This is a genomic window from Pseudomonas sp. LLC-1, assembly GCF_002992185.1.
Taxonomy (GTDB): Bacteria; Pseudomonadota; Gammaproteobacteria; order Pseudomonadales; family Pseudomonadaceae; genus Aquipseudomonas; species Aquipseudomonas monteilii.
Genome location: NZ_LUVY01000021.1, coordinates 85783 through 100513, shown reverse-complemented (window position 1 = coordinate 100513; position 14731 = coordinate 85783). Strand labels below are relative to the sequence as shown.

Sequence of the window (14731 nt, the reverse complement as noted above, 5' to 3'; positions counted from 1 at the left end):
GCCAGCAATGGGATGATTCGTAACTGATAGAAGTTCTCATTCAAGGCTCACCGTGCCCACCTCACTTCTCCTCGTCGAAGACGATCCTCGCCTGCGTCAGGACCTGGAACGCCATTTCCTCAACCGTGGTTTCCAGGTGCATGCCTGCGCCAGCGGCACTCAGGCCCTGGATGCCATACAGCAATCGCAATTCGAGCTGGTGTTGCTGGACATCATGCTGCCGGGCATCGACGGCCTCAGCCTGCTCGACGCATTGCGCCGCCAGCAGGCGGTGCCGGTCATGCTGATGTCGGCGCTGGGGGCGGAACAGGACCGCATCAGTGGCTTCACCCGAGGTGCGGACGACTACCTGCCCAAGCCCTTCAGCCTGGCGGAGCTGGACGCACGGGTCGATGCCCTGCTGCGGCGCGTGGCATTCGATCGCGGCACGGCGCTGCGTGCCGACGTGGGCGAGGTGATGCTGGACCACGACCGCCAGGACGTTATCCACAACGGTAACGCCGCAGGCCTCACGGCTTCCGAATTCCGCTTGCTGGTGACGCTGCGTGCCCACCCCGGCGAAGCCCTGAGCAAGCCGTTCCTGTACCAGACCGTGCTGCACCGGGCCTATACCCGCCTGGACCGGGGCCTGGATGTGCATGTGTGTAACCTGCGCCGCAAGCTGGCCGACATCAACGCCCAGCACCTGCAGATCCAGGCCGTGCGCGGCCAGGGTTACATCCTGGTCGATACGGAACAGCCCTGATGCGCCGCCACCCGTTGCTGTGGAAACTGGCCGTGCTGCAAGTCAGCTTCTGCCTGTTGCTGGTCTGGCTGATCTGGACCTGGGGCCTGTCGGTGGAGCGCAGCACCTATTTCCTGTCCCCGGCCGACCAGAACTACCTGGCGCGCTATGCACAACAAGCCGAAGACGCCTGGGACCAAGGCGGTGCGGTGGGCGTCGAGACCTGGCGCAGGCAACTGGAACGCGCCGAGGACACCTGGGTGGCGGTGATCGGCCCGCACCTGCAAAGCCTCGGTACCACCCCGCTAAGTGCCGAGCAGGCCAGCCACCTGACCTTCATGCGCAAACTCGATTGGCCGATGAGCCGTCGCCTGCAAGATGAACTGCCCTACGTCAGCATCGAATTCCCGCGACACCCCGAGCACGGCCGCTTGGTGCTGCAACTGCCTGAGCGACTGCTACCCACTGGCCTTACGCCGTGGACCCACGTGGTCACCCACGGCGTGGCCCCCGCACTGCTCGCCCTGCTGCTGGGCCTGGCGCTGTACCGGCATTTGGTAGTGCCGCTGAACCGCCTGCGCGACCGCGCCGACGCCCTGCGTGCCGATGACCTGGACAGCCCCGCCCTGCCCCTGCAAGAGCGCCGCGATGAGCTGGGGGAACTGGCACAGGCCTTCGAGCACATGGCCGGGCGCTTGCGCCAGAGCCTGGAGCAACAGCGCCTGCTGTTGCGCACGTTGTCGCACGAACTGCGCACGCCGCTGGCGCGGCTACGCATCGTCCATGACAGCGACTTGCCGCCACCTCAGCTGCGCGAGCGTCTGGACCGCGAAGTCGCCGACATGCAGAAGCTGCTGGAAGACACCCTGGACCTGGCCTGGATGGACACCGAGCAACCCAGCTTGCCGACCGAACCGGTATTGATGGTTTCGGTGTGGGAAGCCTTGTGCCAGGACGTCTGCTTCGAAAGCGGCTGGGCCCCTGCGCGCCTGCCATGCTCGCTTGGTATCGACTGCCAGGTACAAGCCCACCTGGACAGCCTTGCACAAGCCTTGGAAAACCTGCTGCGCAATGCCATTCGCCATTCGCCACCCGAAGGTCGGGTCAGCCTGGATGGCTGGCGCGAAGGCGACGTGTGGCACCTGCGCCTGAGCGATCAGGGCCCCGGCGTACCGCACGCGGACCTCGAACGCATCTTCAAACCTTACCAGCGCCTTGCCGACAGCGGCGCTGGGTTCGGCCTGGGCCTGGCCATTGCCCGACGCGCGATTGAGCTGCAAGGCGGCCGGTTGTGGGCCAGCAATGGCCACCCGGGCCTGTGCCTGCATTTGACCTTGCCGGCCGCCAGCGACTGTTTAGAAAGTTAATGCGCTTTACGCTCAATCAGGACTGATTATCATCTGGGCGCTCCAGCCTCGCGTTCCTCGCCGGGCCCTGACGAGACGCCTGATGAGCAAGATGACCCTGACACTGGCTTTGGCACTGGCCCTTGCGGCGCCTGTTGCCCTGGCGCAGCCCGAGCGTAACCAGAAGATGGACACCTCGCTGCTGCAGCGCCAGGACCTGGCCTATCGCTTCACCCAGCTCGACCTGGACTCGGCCGATGGCCAACGCCATTACCGCTTGTGGGTCGGCAAACCCAACCGCCCGGCGCCTGCCTCGGGGTACCCGGTGCTGTGGATGCTCGATGGCAATGCCGCGATCGGGGCGCTGCAAAGCCAGCAACTGGACAAGCTCGCCGCCGGCCAGGCGCCTTTGCTGGTGGCCGTGGGTTACCAGACCGAACAACGTATCGAGCGGACCGGGCGTACGTATGACTACACCCCGGCGCTGGCTTGCCAGGCTGAGCAGCGTGACCCGCTGACCGGCGAGCCCAGTGGCGGCGTGGATGCGTTTCTTGATCTGCTGACCGAACGCATGCGGCCGATGGTGGCCGGGCTGGCCCCCATCGACGCGCAACAGCAGACGTTGTGGGGCCACTCCTATGGCGGCCTGGCCGTGCTGCATACGCTGTTCACCCGGCCCGGGGCGTTCAGTGACTATGCAGCGGCCAGCCCATCGCTGTGGTGGCATGACGGGGCGATCTTGCGCGAGGCGCAGGGGCTTGGGCAGCGCCTGGGTAGCGGCCGAGCGCGATTGTTGCTGATGCGCGGCAGTGAGGAGCCAGCAAACCCGCGCATGCCAGTGCAAGGGGATGTGGAACAGCCCGCACGAGCGCTGGTGGCCCAGCTGGCCAAGGTGCCGGGGTTGCAGGTACGGTTCGAGCGGTTTGAAGGGCTGGGGCACGGGCCAATGTTACCGGCCTCGCTGAAGCAGGTTCTTGAGGAAATGTCGCAATAAACCTGTCAGCCCTTCACACACACCACCTGCCGCAAGGTGTGCACTATTTCCACCAACTCCCGCTGCGCGCGCATCACCGCGTCGATGTCCTTGTAGGCCATCGGGATCTCGTCGATCACCTCCTTGTCCTTGCGACACTCCACATGCGCCGTGGCCCGCCGCTGGTCCTCGACGGTAAAACGGCTCTTGGCCTTGGTCCGGCTCATCACCCGGCCGGCGCCATGGCTGCAGGAGCAGAACGACTCTTCATTGCCCAGCCCGCGCACGATAAAGCTCTTGGCGCCCATGGAGCCCGGGATGATACCCAGCTGCCCCTTTTGAGCCGACACCGCGCCTTTTCGCGTGACCAGCACTTCGTGGCCAAAGTGCTGCTCGCGCTGCACATAGTTATGGTGGCAGTTCACCGCTTCCAGGCTGGCCTCGAACGGTTTGACAAGCACCTTGCGGGCAGCGTGGACCACCGTCAGCATCATCAGCTCACGGTTCTGCCGGGCATAGTCCTGCGCCCACTCAACGGCTTCGACGTAGTCGCCAAAATGGCGGCTGCCTTCCTCGAAGTACGCCAGGTCCTTGTCCGGCAGGTTGGCCAGGTGCTGGCGCATGTCAGCCTGAGCCAGTTCGATGAACAGGTTGCCAATGGCATTGCCCACGCCCCGCGAACCGCTGTGCAGCATGAACCAGACGCGGTCGGTTTCATCCAGGCATACCTCGATGAAATGGTTGCCACCACCCAGCGTACCCAGGTGGTGGCGGTTGTTGGTTTTCTCCAGCCGTGGGTACTTGTCGGTTATGGCCTTGAAGCGCCCGGCCAGCAAAGCCCAAGCCTTGTCGGCCTTGGCTGGAACATCGGCCCAGGCGCCCTGGTCACGTTTGCCGAACGTCTTGCCATGCGGCACGGCCTGCTCGATGGCGCTGCGCAGACCGTGCAGGTTGTCGGGCAGGTCGCGGGCGTGCAGCGAGGTACGCGCGGCGATCATGCCGCAGCCAATGTCCACGCCGACTGCGGCGGGGATAATCGCGCCGAGCGTGGGGATCACACTCCCAATGGTCGAACCTTTTCCCAAGTGTACATCCGGCATCACCGCCAGGTGCTTGAAGATGAAAGGCATGCGGGCCGTGTTGAGCAGTTGCCGGCGGGCTTCGTCCTCGACCGGTACGCCGTCGGTCCACAACTTGACCGGCTTGCCGCCGGCGACCTGGAGAGTGTCCATCGCTTGTTCCTCTTATGCATGGCTGCATGATACCGCCAAAGGTCGTAGAGCCACGGGTTGCCAGTGGGGTGGCCATGTGCGTTATGCTTGGCCGGTCTTCAGGGCGGGGTGAAAGTCCCCACCGGCGGTAAATCGAAAGATGAGCCCGCGAGCGCCCCGGCCATGCCGGGGGTCAGCAGATCTGGTGCGACTCCAGAGCCGACGGTCATAGTCCGGATGAAAGAAGGCGTCAGGCAGGGGCCTATCCGGGCGCCCCTGCGCGCGCATTTTGTTCGCCCCGAGACGTTCATCGATCATTCACGAGGAGCGTTTCATGTCCACCCTTCACTACCCGCAATTCCCCAATGTTTCTGCCGCCATCGCCGCCTTCCAGGCCGGGCGCCCTGTATTGCTGCTTGATGATGACGACCGCGAAGACGAAGCGGATATCATTGCGGCTGCCGAAAACATCACGCTGCAAACCATGGCCATGATGATCCGCGACTGCAGCGGCATCGTCTGCCTGTGCCTGGACGAAGCCACCGTTGACGAACTGCAACTGGCGCCGATGGTGCAGAACAACCAGGCCCGCCACGGCACCGGTTTCACCGTCACCATCGAAGCGGCAGAAGGCATCACCACCGGGGTTTCTGCCCAGGACCGCATCACCACCATTGGCGCGGCGTTGCGTTCCAGCGCCGAACAACGCCATATCGTCAGCCCAGGGCATGTGTTCCCGCTGCGCGCCCGCAATGGCGGGGTGCTGACCCGCCGTGGGCACACCGAAGGCTCGGTGGACCTGGCACGCCTGGCCGGCCTGCGCCCGGCAGCCGTGCTGTGCGAGCTGATGAACCCCGACGGCAGCATGGCCCGTGGCGAGCAGGTGGCGGTGTACGCGCGGCAGTACAACTTGCCGGTGCTGACCATCGAGGAGCTGGCGCGGTATCGTGAGGCGATGGTGGAGCGGGAAGCCGAGCCTGCCTGATAGATCACCTTGGGGCCATTCGCGGGTTTACCCGCGAAAGGGCCTTTGAAACCCGCCTCATTACCCCTGAAGTTTGCTCCCCCCGCCCCGCTCTGCTAGTGTCGCGCCGTTCTGATATGCCACCGAGACAGTCGCCATGGCCCGCAAAAAAGCCTCCCTCGATTTCGAGCAATCCCTCGCAGACCTGCAAGCACTGGTCGAGCGCCTGGAGAACGGCGAGTTGTCGCTGGAAGAGTCGCTGGCCGCCTTCGAGCAAGGCATCGCTCTGACCCGTGATTGCCAGGGTGCCCTGGCCCAGGCCGAACAGAAGGTGCAAATTCTGCTGGAGCGCGATGGCGAGCTGGCTGCCCAGCCCTTCGACGCGGAGCCAGAAGCATGATCGGCACCTACCAGGCCAGTTGCCAGGCGCGCGTCGACGCAGCGCTCGAACCGCTGTTCGTCGCCCCGACCAAAGAGCTGGAACGCCTTTACGCCGCCATGCGCTACAGCGTGATGAACGGCGGCAAGCGTGTACGCCCATTGCTGGCCTATGCAGCCTGCGAAGCCCTGGGTGCCCCGGCTGAACAAGCCAACGGCGCAGCCTGCGCGGTCGAACTGATTCACGCTTATTCGCTGGTGCATGACGACCTGCCGGCCATGGACGACGACGACCTGCGTCGCGGCCAGCCGACCACTCACAAAGCCTTCGATGAAGCCTGCGCCATTCTGGCTGGCGACGGCTTGCAGAGCCTGGCGTTCAGCGCCCTGCTCGACCAGAGCCTGAGCCCGCAGAGTGACAGCATTCGACTGGCCATGGTCCAGGCCTTGGCCAAAGCTGCCGGCCCGGCTGGCATGGTCGGTGGCCAAGCCATCGACCTCGGTTCGGTTGGCCTGAAGCTGGACCAGCAGGCGCTGGAGTTCATGCACCGGCACAAGACCGGCGCGCTGATTGAAGCCAGCGTACGTCTCGGAGCCCTGGCCAGCGCCCGTGCCGAACAGGCACAGCTGGATGCCCTGCAAACTTATGCACAGGCCATCGGCCTGGCATTCCAGGTGCAGGACGACATCCTCGACGTGGAAAGCGACACCGCCACCCTGGGCAAACGCCAGGGCGCTGACATAGCCCGTGACAAACCGACCTACCCGGCACTGCTGGGGCTGGAAGCGGCCAAGGCCTATGCGATCGAACTGCGCGACCAGGCGCTGGTCGCACTGGATGGGTTCGGCGAAAACGCCGAGCCACTGCGGGCGTTGGCGCGCTACATCGTCGAACGCCGCAACTGATTCTCAGGGCCGCTGTGCGGCCCATGCGACACCCGTCTGAATGGGCAGCTTTTCCTACAATGGGGTAAACTGCCGCGTCTTCACACACCTATAACGACTCGCCTGATGCCCACGACGTTTCAAGAGATCCCCCGCGAACGCCCGGTCACGCCGTTGCTCGACCGCGCTGACACGCCTGCCGGCCTGCGCCGGCTGGCCGAAGCCGACCTGGAGACCCTGGCCGACGAACTGCGCCAGGAACTGCTCTACACCGTGGGTCAGACCGGTGGGCATTTTGGTGCCGGCCTGGGCGTGATCGAGCTGACCATCGCCCTGCACTACGTATTCGACACCCCGGACGACCGACTGGTGTGGGACGTGGGCCACCAGGCCTACCCGCACAAGATCCTCACCGGGCGCCGTAACCGCATGCTCAGCCTGCGCCAGAAGGACGGTATCGCCGCCTTCCCGCGCCGCAGCGAAAGCGAGTACGACACCTTTGGCGTTGGCCACTCCAGCACCTCGATCAGCGCCGCACTGGGCATGGCCATTGCCGCCCGCCTGCAAAACAGCGCACGCAAGTCGATTGCGGTGATCGGTGATGGTGCGCTGACCGCCGGTATGGCCTTCGAGGCGTTGAACCACGCCCAGGAAGTCAACGCCGACATGCTGGTGATCCTCAACGACAACGACATGTCGATTTCGCGCAATGTCGGTGGCCTGTCCAACTACCTGGCCAAGATTCTCTCCAGCCGCACCTACTCAAGCATGCGCGAAGGCAGCAAGAAAGTACTGTCGCGCCTGCCCGGCGCCTGGGAAATTGCCCGTCGCACCGAGGAATATGCCAAGGGCATGCTGGCCCCCGGCACCCTGTTCGAAGAGCTGGGCTGGAACTACATCGGCCCGATCGACGGCCACGACCTGCCGACCATGATCGCCACCCTGCGCAACATGCGAGACCTGAAAGGCCCGCAGTTCCTGCATGTGGTGACCAAGAAGGGCAAGGGCTTCGCCCCGGCCGAGGTTGACCCGATCGGCTACCACGCCATCACCAAGCTGGAGCCGGCCGACAAGCCTGCCGCGCCGAAAAAAGCCAGCGGGCCGAAATATTCCGCCGTGTTCGGCCAGTGGCTGTGCGACATGGCCGCCGCCGACAACCGCCTGGTGGGCATTACCCCGGCGATGAAGGAAGGCTCGGATCTTGTAGCCTTCAGCGAGCGCTACCCGGAACGTTACTTCGACGTAGCGATTGCCGAGCAGCACGCCGTCACCCTGGCAGCCGGTATGGCCTGCGAGGGCAGCAAGCCGGTGGTGGCGATTTACTCCACCTTCCTGCAGCGCGCCTACGACCAGCTGATCCACGACGTGGCGGTGCAGAACCTCGACGTACTGTTCGCCATCGACCGCGCCGGCCTGGTCGGCGAAGACGGCCCGACCCACGCGGGCAGCTACGACTTGTCGTACCTGCGCTGCATCCCGGGCATGCTGGTGATGACCCCAAGCGACGAGAACGAGCTGCGCAAGATGCTCAGCACCGGCCACCTGTACAACGGCCCGGCGGCTGTTCGCTACCCGCGTGGCACCGGCCCGAATGCGCCGATCAGCGGCGACCTCGAACCGCTGGAAATCGGCAAGGGCGTGGTTCGTCGCCAAGGTAAGAACGTCGCCCTGCTGGTGTTTGGTGTTCAACTGGCCGAGGCCATGCAAGTGGCCGAGCAGATCAATGCGACTGTGGTCGACATGCGTTTCGTCAAGCCGCTGGACGAAGCCTTGGTGCTGGAACTGGCTGGCAGCCATGGATTGCTGGTGACCATCGAAGAAAACGCCATCATGGGTGGCGCGGGTGCTGCGGTGGGTGAGTTCCTTGCCAACGAAGGCGTGGTCAAACCGTTGCTGCACCTGGGGCTGCCGGACATCTATGTCGAGCATGCCAAGCCTGCGCAGATGCTGGCTGAGTGTGGCTTGGATGCGGCCGGGATCGAGGCCTCGGTGAAGGCCCGCATGGCCAAGCTCGGCCTGTAATCTCTGGGGCCGCTTTGCGGCCCATCGCCGGCAAGCCAGCTCCCACAGGATCTCCTTTGGCCTGAAGCCTGTAGAATTCCTGTCCAACAGGATATCTACTGGCCTGAGACCTGTAGAGCTCCTGCGGGAGCTGGCTTGCCGGCGATTGCTTTGGAAGCCCTAATGAAAGCCCCAACCTTTGCCACCCTGCTCTGCCTCCCTCTCCCGCTGCTGGCCGCCGAACGCGACGACGCCCTCAAGCTCCCCGACGTACTCATAAGCGCCAGCCGCCAGGTCGAGTCACGCACCGCCACCAGCGCCGCCAACACCGTCTTCACCCGTACCGACATCGACCGCCTGCAACCCACCAGCGTCACCGACCTACTCGCCCGCGTACCCGGCGTACAAGTGGCCCCCACCGGGGGCCGTGGCAGCCTGCCTGGCATCTTCATACGCGGTACCAAGGCCGCACAGAGCCTGGTGCTGGTCGATGGCGTACGCATCGCCAACGCCACCTCCGGCGACAGCGGCCTGCAATTTCTCGACGTGGACCAGATCGAACGTGTCGAAGTGCTGCGCGGCTCGCGCTCGGCGGTGTACGGCAGCGACGCCATTGGTGGGGTTATCCAGATCTTTACCCGCCGTAGCAGCGGCAACGGCCTGCAACCGCGCCTGCGCCTGGCAACGGGCAGCAACCAGACGTTCCAGCGAAACCTTGGCCTCTCAGGAGGTAATGGCGAAACCCGGTTCAACCTTGGCACCAGCCTGGATGAAACCGCCGGTATCGACTCGACCGGGCCATCATTCGCCAGCGATGGCGACCACGATGCCTACCGTAACAAGTCGCTGAACCTGAGCCTGAGCCACACCTTCGGCGAACGCTTCGAAGCCGGCCTGAACCTGCTCGACGGCCGTGGCCGCAGCGAGTACGACAACCCGTTCGGCGGCTTCGACCCGGTCACCTTCGAAAGCTTCGGGCAAAAGCCCTACACCGATTTCAGCGTCAGCAGCCTGGGCAGTTACTTCGATGCCCAGCTTACCGACACCTGGCATTCGCGGCTGGAACTGGCCCATAGCGAAAACCGTGACGACAAGCGCGACAAGCTCAGCGCCGAACGCTTTGTGTTCAACACCTACCGGGACCAGGTCACCTGGCAGAACGACCTTGCGCTGGGCGAGCAACACAGCCTGCTGCTCGGCGGCGACTGGTACGAAGACCGCGTGCACGCCAGCACCGATTTCACCGAGGACAGCCGCTGGAACCGTGCCGTCTTCCTCCAGCACCGCTACCGGGGCGAGCAGTTTTCCACCGAAGTGGGCGTGCGCCATGACCGTAACCAGCAGTTCGGCGGCCAGACCACCTGGAGCGGCAGCCTGACCTTGCCGTTGAATGCGCAGAACGACGTACTGCTGTCGTACAGCGAAGGCTTTCGGGCGCCCACCTTCAATGACCTGTATTACCCCCAGTTCAGCAACCCGGGCCTGGACCCCGAGCACTCCAGAAGCTACGAGTTGCAATGGCGCAGCCAGCTGACCACGGACAGCCGCCTGGAAACCTCGCTGTACCGTACCGACCTGCGCGATGCGATCGTGCTCGGCCAGGACTCGTTACCCCGCAACGTCGCCTCGGCACGCATCAACGGTTTCGAGATGGCCCTGGCGCAACAATGGGGCCCGTGGCGCAGCCAGCTGGGCCTGGCACTGATCGACCCGCGTGACCGCGACAGCGGCCACACCCTCGCCCGCCGTGCCCGCCGCACACTGAGCCTGGACCTGGACCGTGAACTGGGGCGTTTCAGCGTGGGGGCAAGCTGGCAAGCAGTCAGCAGCAGCTATGACGATGAAGCCAACCGCAACCGCATCGGCGGCTATGGCCTGCTCGGTTTGCGCGGTAGCTGGGCAGCCACGGATGAAGTGAAACTGGAAGCAAAGCTGGATAACCTGCTGGACCGCGCCTACAACCGTGCCCTTTACAGCTATGAAGGCGCCTACCACCCGTACCGCGAAGAAGGCCGTACGCTGCTGTTCAGCGTTACCTGGACGCCGGCGCTCTAGCCGCGAGCAACGCGCACAAGCGGGCGGTGGCTTCGATCATCTGCCCGCTGGGCCGCTCTAGCCCCTTGTCGGGCACCACCAGCAAGCGGCCATCGGCAACCGCACGCAGTTGCGGCCAGGCCTTCCAGCTCGCGAGCTGCGCCTGATCGCCAGCCAGGATGACCTGCGGGTTGCGCAGCAGCACAGACTCCACATTCACTTGTGGCGCCGGCTGACTGAGGTCGGCGAACACATTGCGCGCCCCGCACACGGCCAAGGCATCGCTGACCACCTGCCGGCCACCCAAGGTGTACAAGGGGCGGTCCCAGACCTGATAGAACACCTGCAATGGCTCATCGCGCCGATACTGCTGACGCAGCTGCCCCAACCGCTCCCGCAGGGCCTGGGCGTACTGATGGCCTTGCTCGGCACGCCCGACGCGCCCGGCAATGGCCTCGATCTGCTCAATCAGTTGCTCGATGTCATGGGGTTCGGCACTGAAAGTGGCAATGCCCAAGCGCTTGAGCTGGTCGCGCTGGGCGGGCGGCACACTGCCAGGCCACAGCAGTAACAGGTCGGGGCGCAGGCTGAGCAGGCGCTCCATGTCCAGTTGCCCTTGGCGCCCGACCGAGGGCAGGTCGCGCAGCACCGCCGGCCGTTCGCCACCGTCAAGCACACCCACCAGCAGGTCGTCGGCCTGCAGTTCGAGCATGATTTCAGTCATCGACGGCGCCAGACTGACGACCCGCATGGGTTCAGCGGCCAGTGCGTTGCAGGCTACCAGCACCAGAAGGCCAGCCAGCAGGCGCATTAACCGAGCTGACGCGGAATGCGATAGAGGTACAGCACCACCACGGTGGACAGCGCCAGCAGGATCTGCGGCACCGCTTCCAGACCGACCAGCACCGACAGCGCAGCGACCCAGGCCGGGAAGCAGGCATATAGCATGGCCAGGCGCCGAACCCGCGCCAGTTCGATCCAGGCGGCGGGCTCTTCGCCCGTGCCAAGCACCTTGGAGGTGGCGATCAGGGCCCGCTTGTAAGCCCCGAAACGCGGCAGGCTGAGGAACATGGTCGCCGCGCCGGCAATGAACAGTGGCATGGCCAGCACCGGGATCAGTGCGTCACCGCCACCAAAGGCCCAGGCCATCACCGGCAGCGGCACCAGGCCCACCGCCAGGTACTGCCACCAGGCCAGCGCCAGGCGCCGCTTGACCTCGGTGCGGGTCACGCCTGGGGCGCCTCGCCCTGGTGTTCGTTGCCCAGCATGTGGCCCAGTTTGCCGGCCTTGGTCGCCAGGTAGTAGCGGTTGTGCGGGTTGTGGCCGGTGTGCAGCGGCACACGCTCGGCAACCACGATGTTCATGTCGGTCAGGGCTTTGACCTTGCGCGGGTTGTTGGTCATCAGGCGCAGCGACTTCACGCCCAGGTGTTCCAGCATCGGCAGGCACATGGCGTAGTCGCGCTGGTCGGCGGCAAAGCCCAGGCGCTCGTTGGCTTCGACGGTGTCGGCGCCGCCATCCTGCAGCTCGTAGGCGCGGATCTTGTTCAGCAGGCCAATGCCACGGCCTTCCTGGCGCAGGTACAGCAGCACGCCACGGCCTTCACGGGCGATGGCCTGCAGCGCGGCTTCCAGCTGAGAGCCGCAGTCGCAGCGCTGGCTGAACAGGGCATCGCCGGTCAGGCACTCGGAGTGCAGACGCCCCAGCACCGGCTGACCGTCCGCGATGTCACCCAGGCTGAGCACAACGTGCTCACGGCCAGTGGCTTCATCGAGAAAGCCATGCATGGTGAAAGTCGCGAAAGGCGTCGGGAGTTTAGAGGCGGCAACAAAGACGACGGGCACGTTGTGCTCCTGGAATAAGTAGGAAATTTCTCGTGGGCCGATTGTATCAGCAGGTTGGGGGATGTGGGCTGGCTGAATACCGTGGGTTAAGATCGAAAAGTTCGATGCTTAGGCGATCCAGACCCGGCCCTGGCTTCAGTGCGGTTTGCTATCCGCAGTGAACGGATACGGCTGCTTCCAGCGCTCGAAGATCGGCTTCAGTTCGCCACTGCGCACCAACTCGGCCATGCGCTTGTCAAACAGGTCGCTCAAGGCTTTGGCCTGGTCGTTACGGGTAAAGGCCAGGTACAGCGGCAGCTCGGCCACATGCGTGCGACGGAAGCGCTCAGGCTGGGAGCTTTGGCCGAGCACGTAGTCAACCTCGGTCAGCGCATCGATATAGAAATCCACCCGGTCATGCTCAAGCATCGGCAAGATGCCTTCGCGGCGCTGAACTTCCCGGAAGTCATGCACATTGGGCAGATAGCTGGCGTAGTCATAGCCGCGTACCCACGCCAGGCGGTATTTACCCACGTTCTCGGGGGTGGGCACAGGCTTGCTGGCCAGCCCCAAGGCGTAGATATGGTCCATGTCGAAGTGCCAGCGCGGGTAAAGGTTATCGTCGTTCTCTTCCTTGTACGAACCCACCCAGGCATCAGCCTCGCCGCGCTTGACCAGCCCGACCGCCCGACTATAGGGCGCGCTCTGGGTCACCACCTTGACCCCGGCCGGCTCGAACACTTTGCGCAGCACGTCCCAGGCGACCCCGCTACCGTCGGCGTTGGTGTAATCAAGCCACTCCTCGCTGACCAGGTGGATCTGCTTCGGCACACCGTCAGCAGCGTTCACCCACGGGGCAACACTCAGCAGCATTGCCAGCAGCACAGTCCTTATGGCCATTCACGCGCTCCCTGTTTCAGGCAACCGCCCACACCAGAACCTGCATGCCCAGCCAGGCAAACACGCCGGCCAGGATATCGTCGAGCATGATACCGACGCCCCCGTGCACATGACGGTCGATCCAGCGGATCGGCCACGGCTTGAGGATGTCGAAGAAGCGGAACATCAGGAACCCTGCCAGCAGCCACTGCCAGCCTTCCGGCACCAGCCAGAGGGTGATCCACATGCCGACAATCTCATCCCAGACAATGCCTTCATGGTCGTGTACGCGCAAGTCATTGGCGACTTTGCCGCACAACCAGAAGCCAAACAGCATGCTCACGCCGAGCAGCAGCCAGTAGCCCCAGTCGGGCAGCATCTGCCACAACGGGATGAACGGTATGGCCACCAGCGAGCCCCAGGTGCCCGGGGCCTTGGGCAAGGTGCCGGAACCGAAGCCGAAGGCGATGAAGTGCCACGGGTTGCGCCAGACCGAAGGCGGAACGAACTCCGCAGGCACCTGGTTGGGGTGATCGGTCACGGTGTCTCCCTAAAGTGTTGATAGCCCCGCTGAACGGGGGTGATGTCCTGGCCCTGCGCGTCGCGCAAGGTTACGCCCTGCCCTTCGAGCACATGGCCAATGGTATGCACCTCGACGAAACCGAGGTTGGCCAAGGGCGCCAGCGCCTCAGGCGGCAGCGTGAAGGCCAGCACGTAATCGTCGCCACCCGCAAGCGCAGCCTGCACTGCCGCCTCGCGGCCGAGGAACGCCTCTACAGCAGGAGACACTGGCACCTGATCCAGGTTCACCTCCAGCGCCACGCCGGACGCCTTGGCGATATGCCCACAATCTGCGAGCAGGCCATCGGAGATGTCCAGCGCCGCGGTGGCCTGGCCGCGCAGCAACGTGCCCAGGGTGAGCTGCGGCATCGGCGACCAGTAATGGGCAAGCAGCGGTTCAGCCAGCTCGGCGGGCGCCTCGCGCTCACCCAGTACCAGCGGCAATGCACCGGCGGCCTTGCCCAGCACACCCCCCACGCACAGCAGGTCGCCTGGCCGTGCACCGCTGCGGCGCAACGCCTGGCCAGCCGGCACGCGGCCAAACACGGTAACAGTGATGCTCAGTGGCCCCCGGGTGGTATCCCCCCCGATCAGGCTCATGCGGCAGCGGTGGGCCATGCGGCTTAGGCCGTCCGCATAGGCGGCCAGCCAGTCTGGGCCAACATCCGGCAGGGTCAGGGCGAGGGTAAAGCCGATTGCGGTCGCGCCCATGGCCGCCAGGTCACTGGCCGCCACGGCCAACGAGCGCTGGCCGAGCAGAAGCGGATCGCAGACAGCAGGAAAATGCACCCCGGCGACCAGGGTATCGGTCGACACCGCCAGTTGCTCACCCGGGGGAAGCTGCAGCAGGGCGCAGTCGTCACCGATCCCCAGTGCCACGCCCTCGCCGCCCTGCGCACAGGGCGCGGCGGCGAAGTAATGGTTGATCAGCTCGAACTCACCCATGGGCAGG

General features: G+C 64.8%; 15 protein-coding genes and 1 riboswitch. Of the genes, 8 read left to right on the top strand and 7 right to left on the bottom strand.

The annotated features are described in order from the left end of the window. The first annotated feature begins 52 nt into the window (after window positions 1–52). The 3 genes from A0O30_RS23820 to A0O30_RS23810 all read left to right on the top strand — a co-directional run bounded on the left by A0O30_RS23820 (window position 53) and on the right by A0O30_RS23810 (window position 3064). Window positions 53–745 carry a response regulator transcription factor gene (locus A0O30_RS23820; RefSeq protein ID WP_105948262.1) on the top strand — a complete coding sequence of 231 codons (693 nt, stop codon included), beginning with the start codon at window positions 53–55 and terminating at the stop codon, window positions 743–745. Then, a complete protein-coding gene (locus A0O30_RS23815) occupies window positions 745–2091 on the top strand; it encodes a sensor histidine kinase (RefSeq protein ID WP_105948261.1) in 1347 nt (448 codons plus the stop codon). The genes A0O30_RS23820 and A0O30_RS23815 overlap by 1 nt, the downstream gene beginning before the upstream one ends. An 82-nt stretch (window positions 2092–2173) precedes the next feature. After that, a complete protein-coding gene (locus A0O30_RS23810; protein WP_105948260.1) occupies window positions 2174–3064 on the top strand; it encodes an alpha/beta hydrolase in 891 nt (296 codons plus the stop codon). A gap of 5 nt (window positions 3065–3069) precedes the next feature. Here the strand turns inward: A0O30_RS23810 and A0O30_RS23805 are convergent, their stop codons facing one another. Continuing rightward, window positions 3070–4275, bottom strand: a complete 1206-nt coding sequence (locus tag A0O30_RS23805; protein WP_105948259.1) for an RtcB family protein — start codon at window positions 4273–4275, stop codon at window positions 3070–3072. A gap of 90 nt (window positions 4276–4365) precedes the next feature. Beyond that, window positions 4366–4507: riboswitch (FMN riboswitch) on the top strand. A gap of 81 nt (window positions 4508–4588) precedes the next feature. On the opposite strand from A0O30_RS23805, the gene ribB reads away from it, so the two are divergent. The 5 genes from ribB (at window position 4589) to A0O30_RS23780 (ending at window position 10537) form a co-directional block, all read left to right on the top strand. Further along, the gene (gene ribB / locus A0O30_RS23800; RefSeq protein ID WP_105948258.1) at window positions 4589–5239 is read left to right on the top strand and encodes a 3,4-dihydroxy-2-butanone-4-phosphate synthase; all 651 of its coding nucleotides are present in this window, start codon (window positions 4589–4591) and stop codon (window positions 5237–5239) included. 136 nt (window positions 5240–5375) lie between these two features. Then, entirely contained in the window at window positions 5376–5618 is a 243-nt protein-coding gene (locus A0O30_RS23795) for an exodeoxyribonuclease VII small subunit (protein WP_003255380.1), read from the top strand. Then, on the top strand, window positions 5615–6502 hold the full coding sequence (gene ispA / locus A0O30_RS23790) for a (2E,6E)-farnesyl diphosphate synthase (protein WP_105948257.1): 888 nt from the start codon (window positions 5615–5617) through the stop codon (window positions 6500–6502). Before A0O30_RS23795 ends, ispA begins: the two co-directional genes overlap by 4 nt. 105 nt (window positions 6503–6607) lie before the next feature. Further along, window positions 6608–8503 (top strand): 1-deoxy-D-xylulose-5-phosphate synthase, encoded by a 1896-nt coding sequence (gene dxs / locus A0O30_RS23785; protein WP_105948256.1) that lies wholly within the window; start codon window positions 6608–6610, stop codon window positions 8501–8503. Between the two features lie 162 nt (window positions 8504–8665). Then, entirely contained in the window at window positions 8666–10537 is a 1872-nt protein-coding gene (locus A0O30_RS23780; protein ID WP_105948255.1) for a TonB-dependent receptor domain-containing protein, read from the top strand. Here the strand turns inward: A0O30_RS23780 and A0O30_RS23775 are convergent. From A0O30_RS23775 to thiL, 6 genes are all read right to left on the bottom strand, one after another. Continuing rightward, the gene (locus A0O30_RS23775) at window positions 10515–11327 is read right to left on the bottom strand and encodes a cobalamin-binding protein (protein WP_105948254.1); all 813 of its coding nucleotides are present in this window, start codon (window positions 11325–11327) and stop codon (window positions 10515–10517) included. The two genes, A0O30_RS23780 and A0O30_RS23775, sit on opposite strands and share 23 nt — an antisense overlap. After that, window positions 11327–11746, bottom strand: a complete 420-nt coding sequence (locus A0O30_RS23770; protein ID WP_060499539.1) for a hypothetical protein — start codon at window positions 11744–11746, stop codon at window positions 11327–11329. Before A0O30_RS23770 ends, A0O30_RS23775 begins: the two co-directional genes overlap by 1 nt. Then, entirely contained in the window at window positions 11743–12360 is a 618-nt protein-coding gene (gene ribA, locus A0O30_RS23765) for a GTP cyclohydrolase II (protein ID WP_012270291.1), read from the bottom strand. The genes A0O30_RS23770 and ribA overlap by 4 nt, the downstream gene beginning before the upstream one ends. A gap of 135 nt (window positions 12361–12495) precedes the next feature. After that, entirely contained in the window at window positions 12496–13239 is a 744-nt protein-coding gene (locus A0O30_RS23760) for an ABC transporter substrate-binding protein (RefSeq protein WP_105948253.1), read from the bottom strand. A 16-nt stretch (window positions 13240–13255) separates the two neighbouring features. Continuing rightward, window positions 13256–13759: a phosphatidylglycerophosphatase A gene (locus tag A0O30_RS23755; protein WP_003255391.1), complete on the bottom strand. Its 504-nt coding sequence runs from the start codon at window positions 13757–13759 to the stop codon at window positions 13256–13258. Continuing rightward, complete coding sequence (gene thiL / locus A0O30_RS23750) at window positions 13756–14724, bottom strand: thiamine-phosphate kinase (RefSeq protein WP_105948252.1); 969 nt, start codon at window positions 14722–14724, stop codon at window positions 13756–13758. The genes A0O30_RS23755 and thiL overlap by 4 nt, the downstream gene beginning before the upstream one ends. Window positions 14725–14731 lie beyond the last annotated feature (7 nt).

Coding starts and splice junctions, on each gene's coding strand:
- ribB (WP_105948258.1), top strand. CDS start 4,589: ATGTCCACCCTTCACTACCCGCAATTCCCCAATGTTTCTGCCGCCATC.
- A0O30_RS23760 (WP_105948253.1), bottom strand. CDS start 13,239: ATGGCCATAAGGACTGTGCTGCTGGCAATGCTGCTGAGTGTTGCCCCG.
- A0O30_RS23810 (WP_105948260.1), top strand. CDS start 2,174: ATGAGCAAGATGACCCTGACACTGGCTTTGGCACTGGCCCTTGCGGCG.
- ispA (WP_105948257.1), top strand. CDS start 5,615: ATGATCGGCACCTACCAGGCCAGTTGCCAGGCGCGCGTCGACGCAGCG.
- A0O30_RS23815 (WP_105948261.1), top strand. CDS start 745: ATGCGCCGCCACCCGTTGCTGTGGAAACTGGCCGTGCTGCAAGTCAGC.
- A0O30_RS23795 (WP_003255380.1), top strand. CDS start 5,376: ATGGCCCGCAAAAAAGCCTCCCTCGATTTCGAGCAATCCCTCGCAGAC.
- thiL (WP_105948252.1), bottom strand. CDS start 14,724: ATGGGTGAGTTCGAGCTGATCAACCATTACTTCGCCGCCGCGCCCTGT.
- dxs (WP_105948256.1), top strand. CDS start 6,608: ATGCCCACGACGTTTCAAGAGATCCCCCGCGAACGCCCGGTCACGCCG.
- A0O30_RS23780 (WP_105948255.1), top strand. CDS start 8,666: ATGAAAGCCCCAACCTTTGCCACCCTGCTCTGCCTCCCTCTCCCGCTG.
- A0O30_RS23805 (WP_105948259.1), bottom strand. CDS start 4,275: ATGGACACTCTCCAGGTCGCCGGCGGCAAGCCGGTCAAGTTGTGGACC.
- A0O30_RS23775 (WP_105948254.1), bottom strand. CDS start 11,327: ATGCGCCTGCTGGCTGGCCTTCTGGTGCTGGTAGCCTGCAACGCACTG.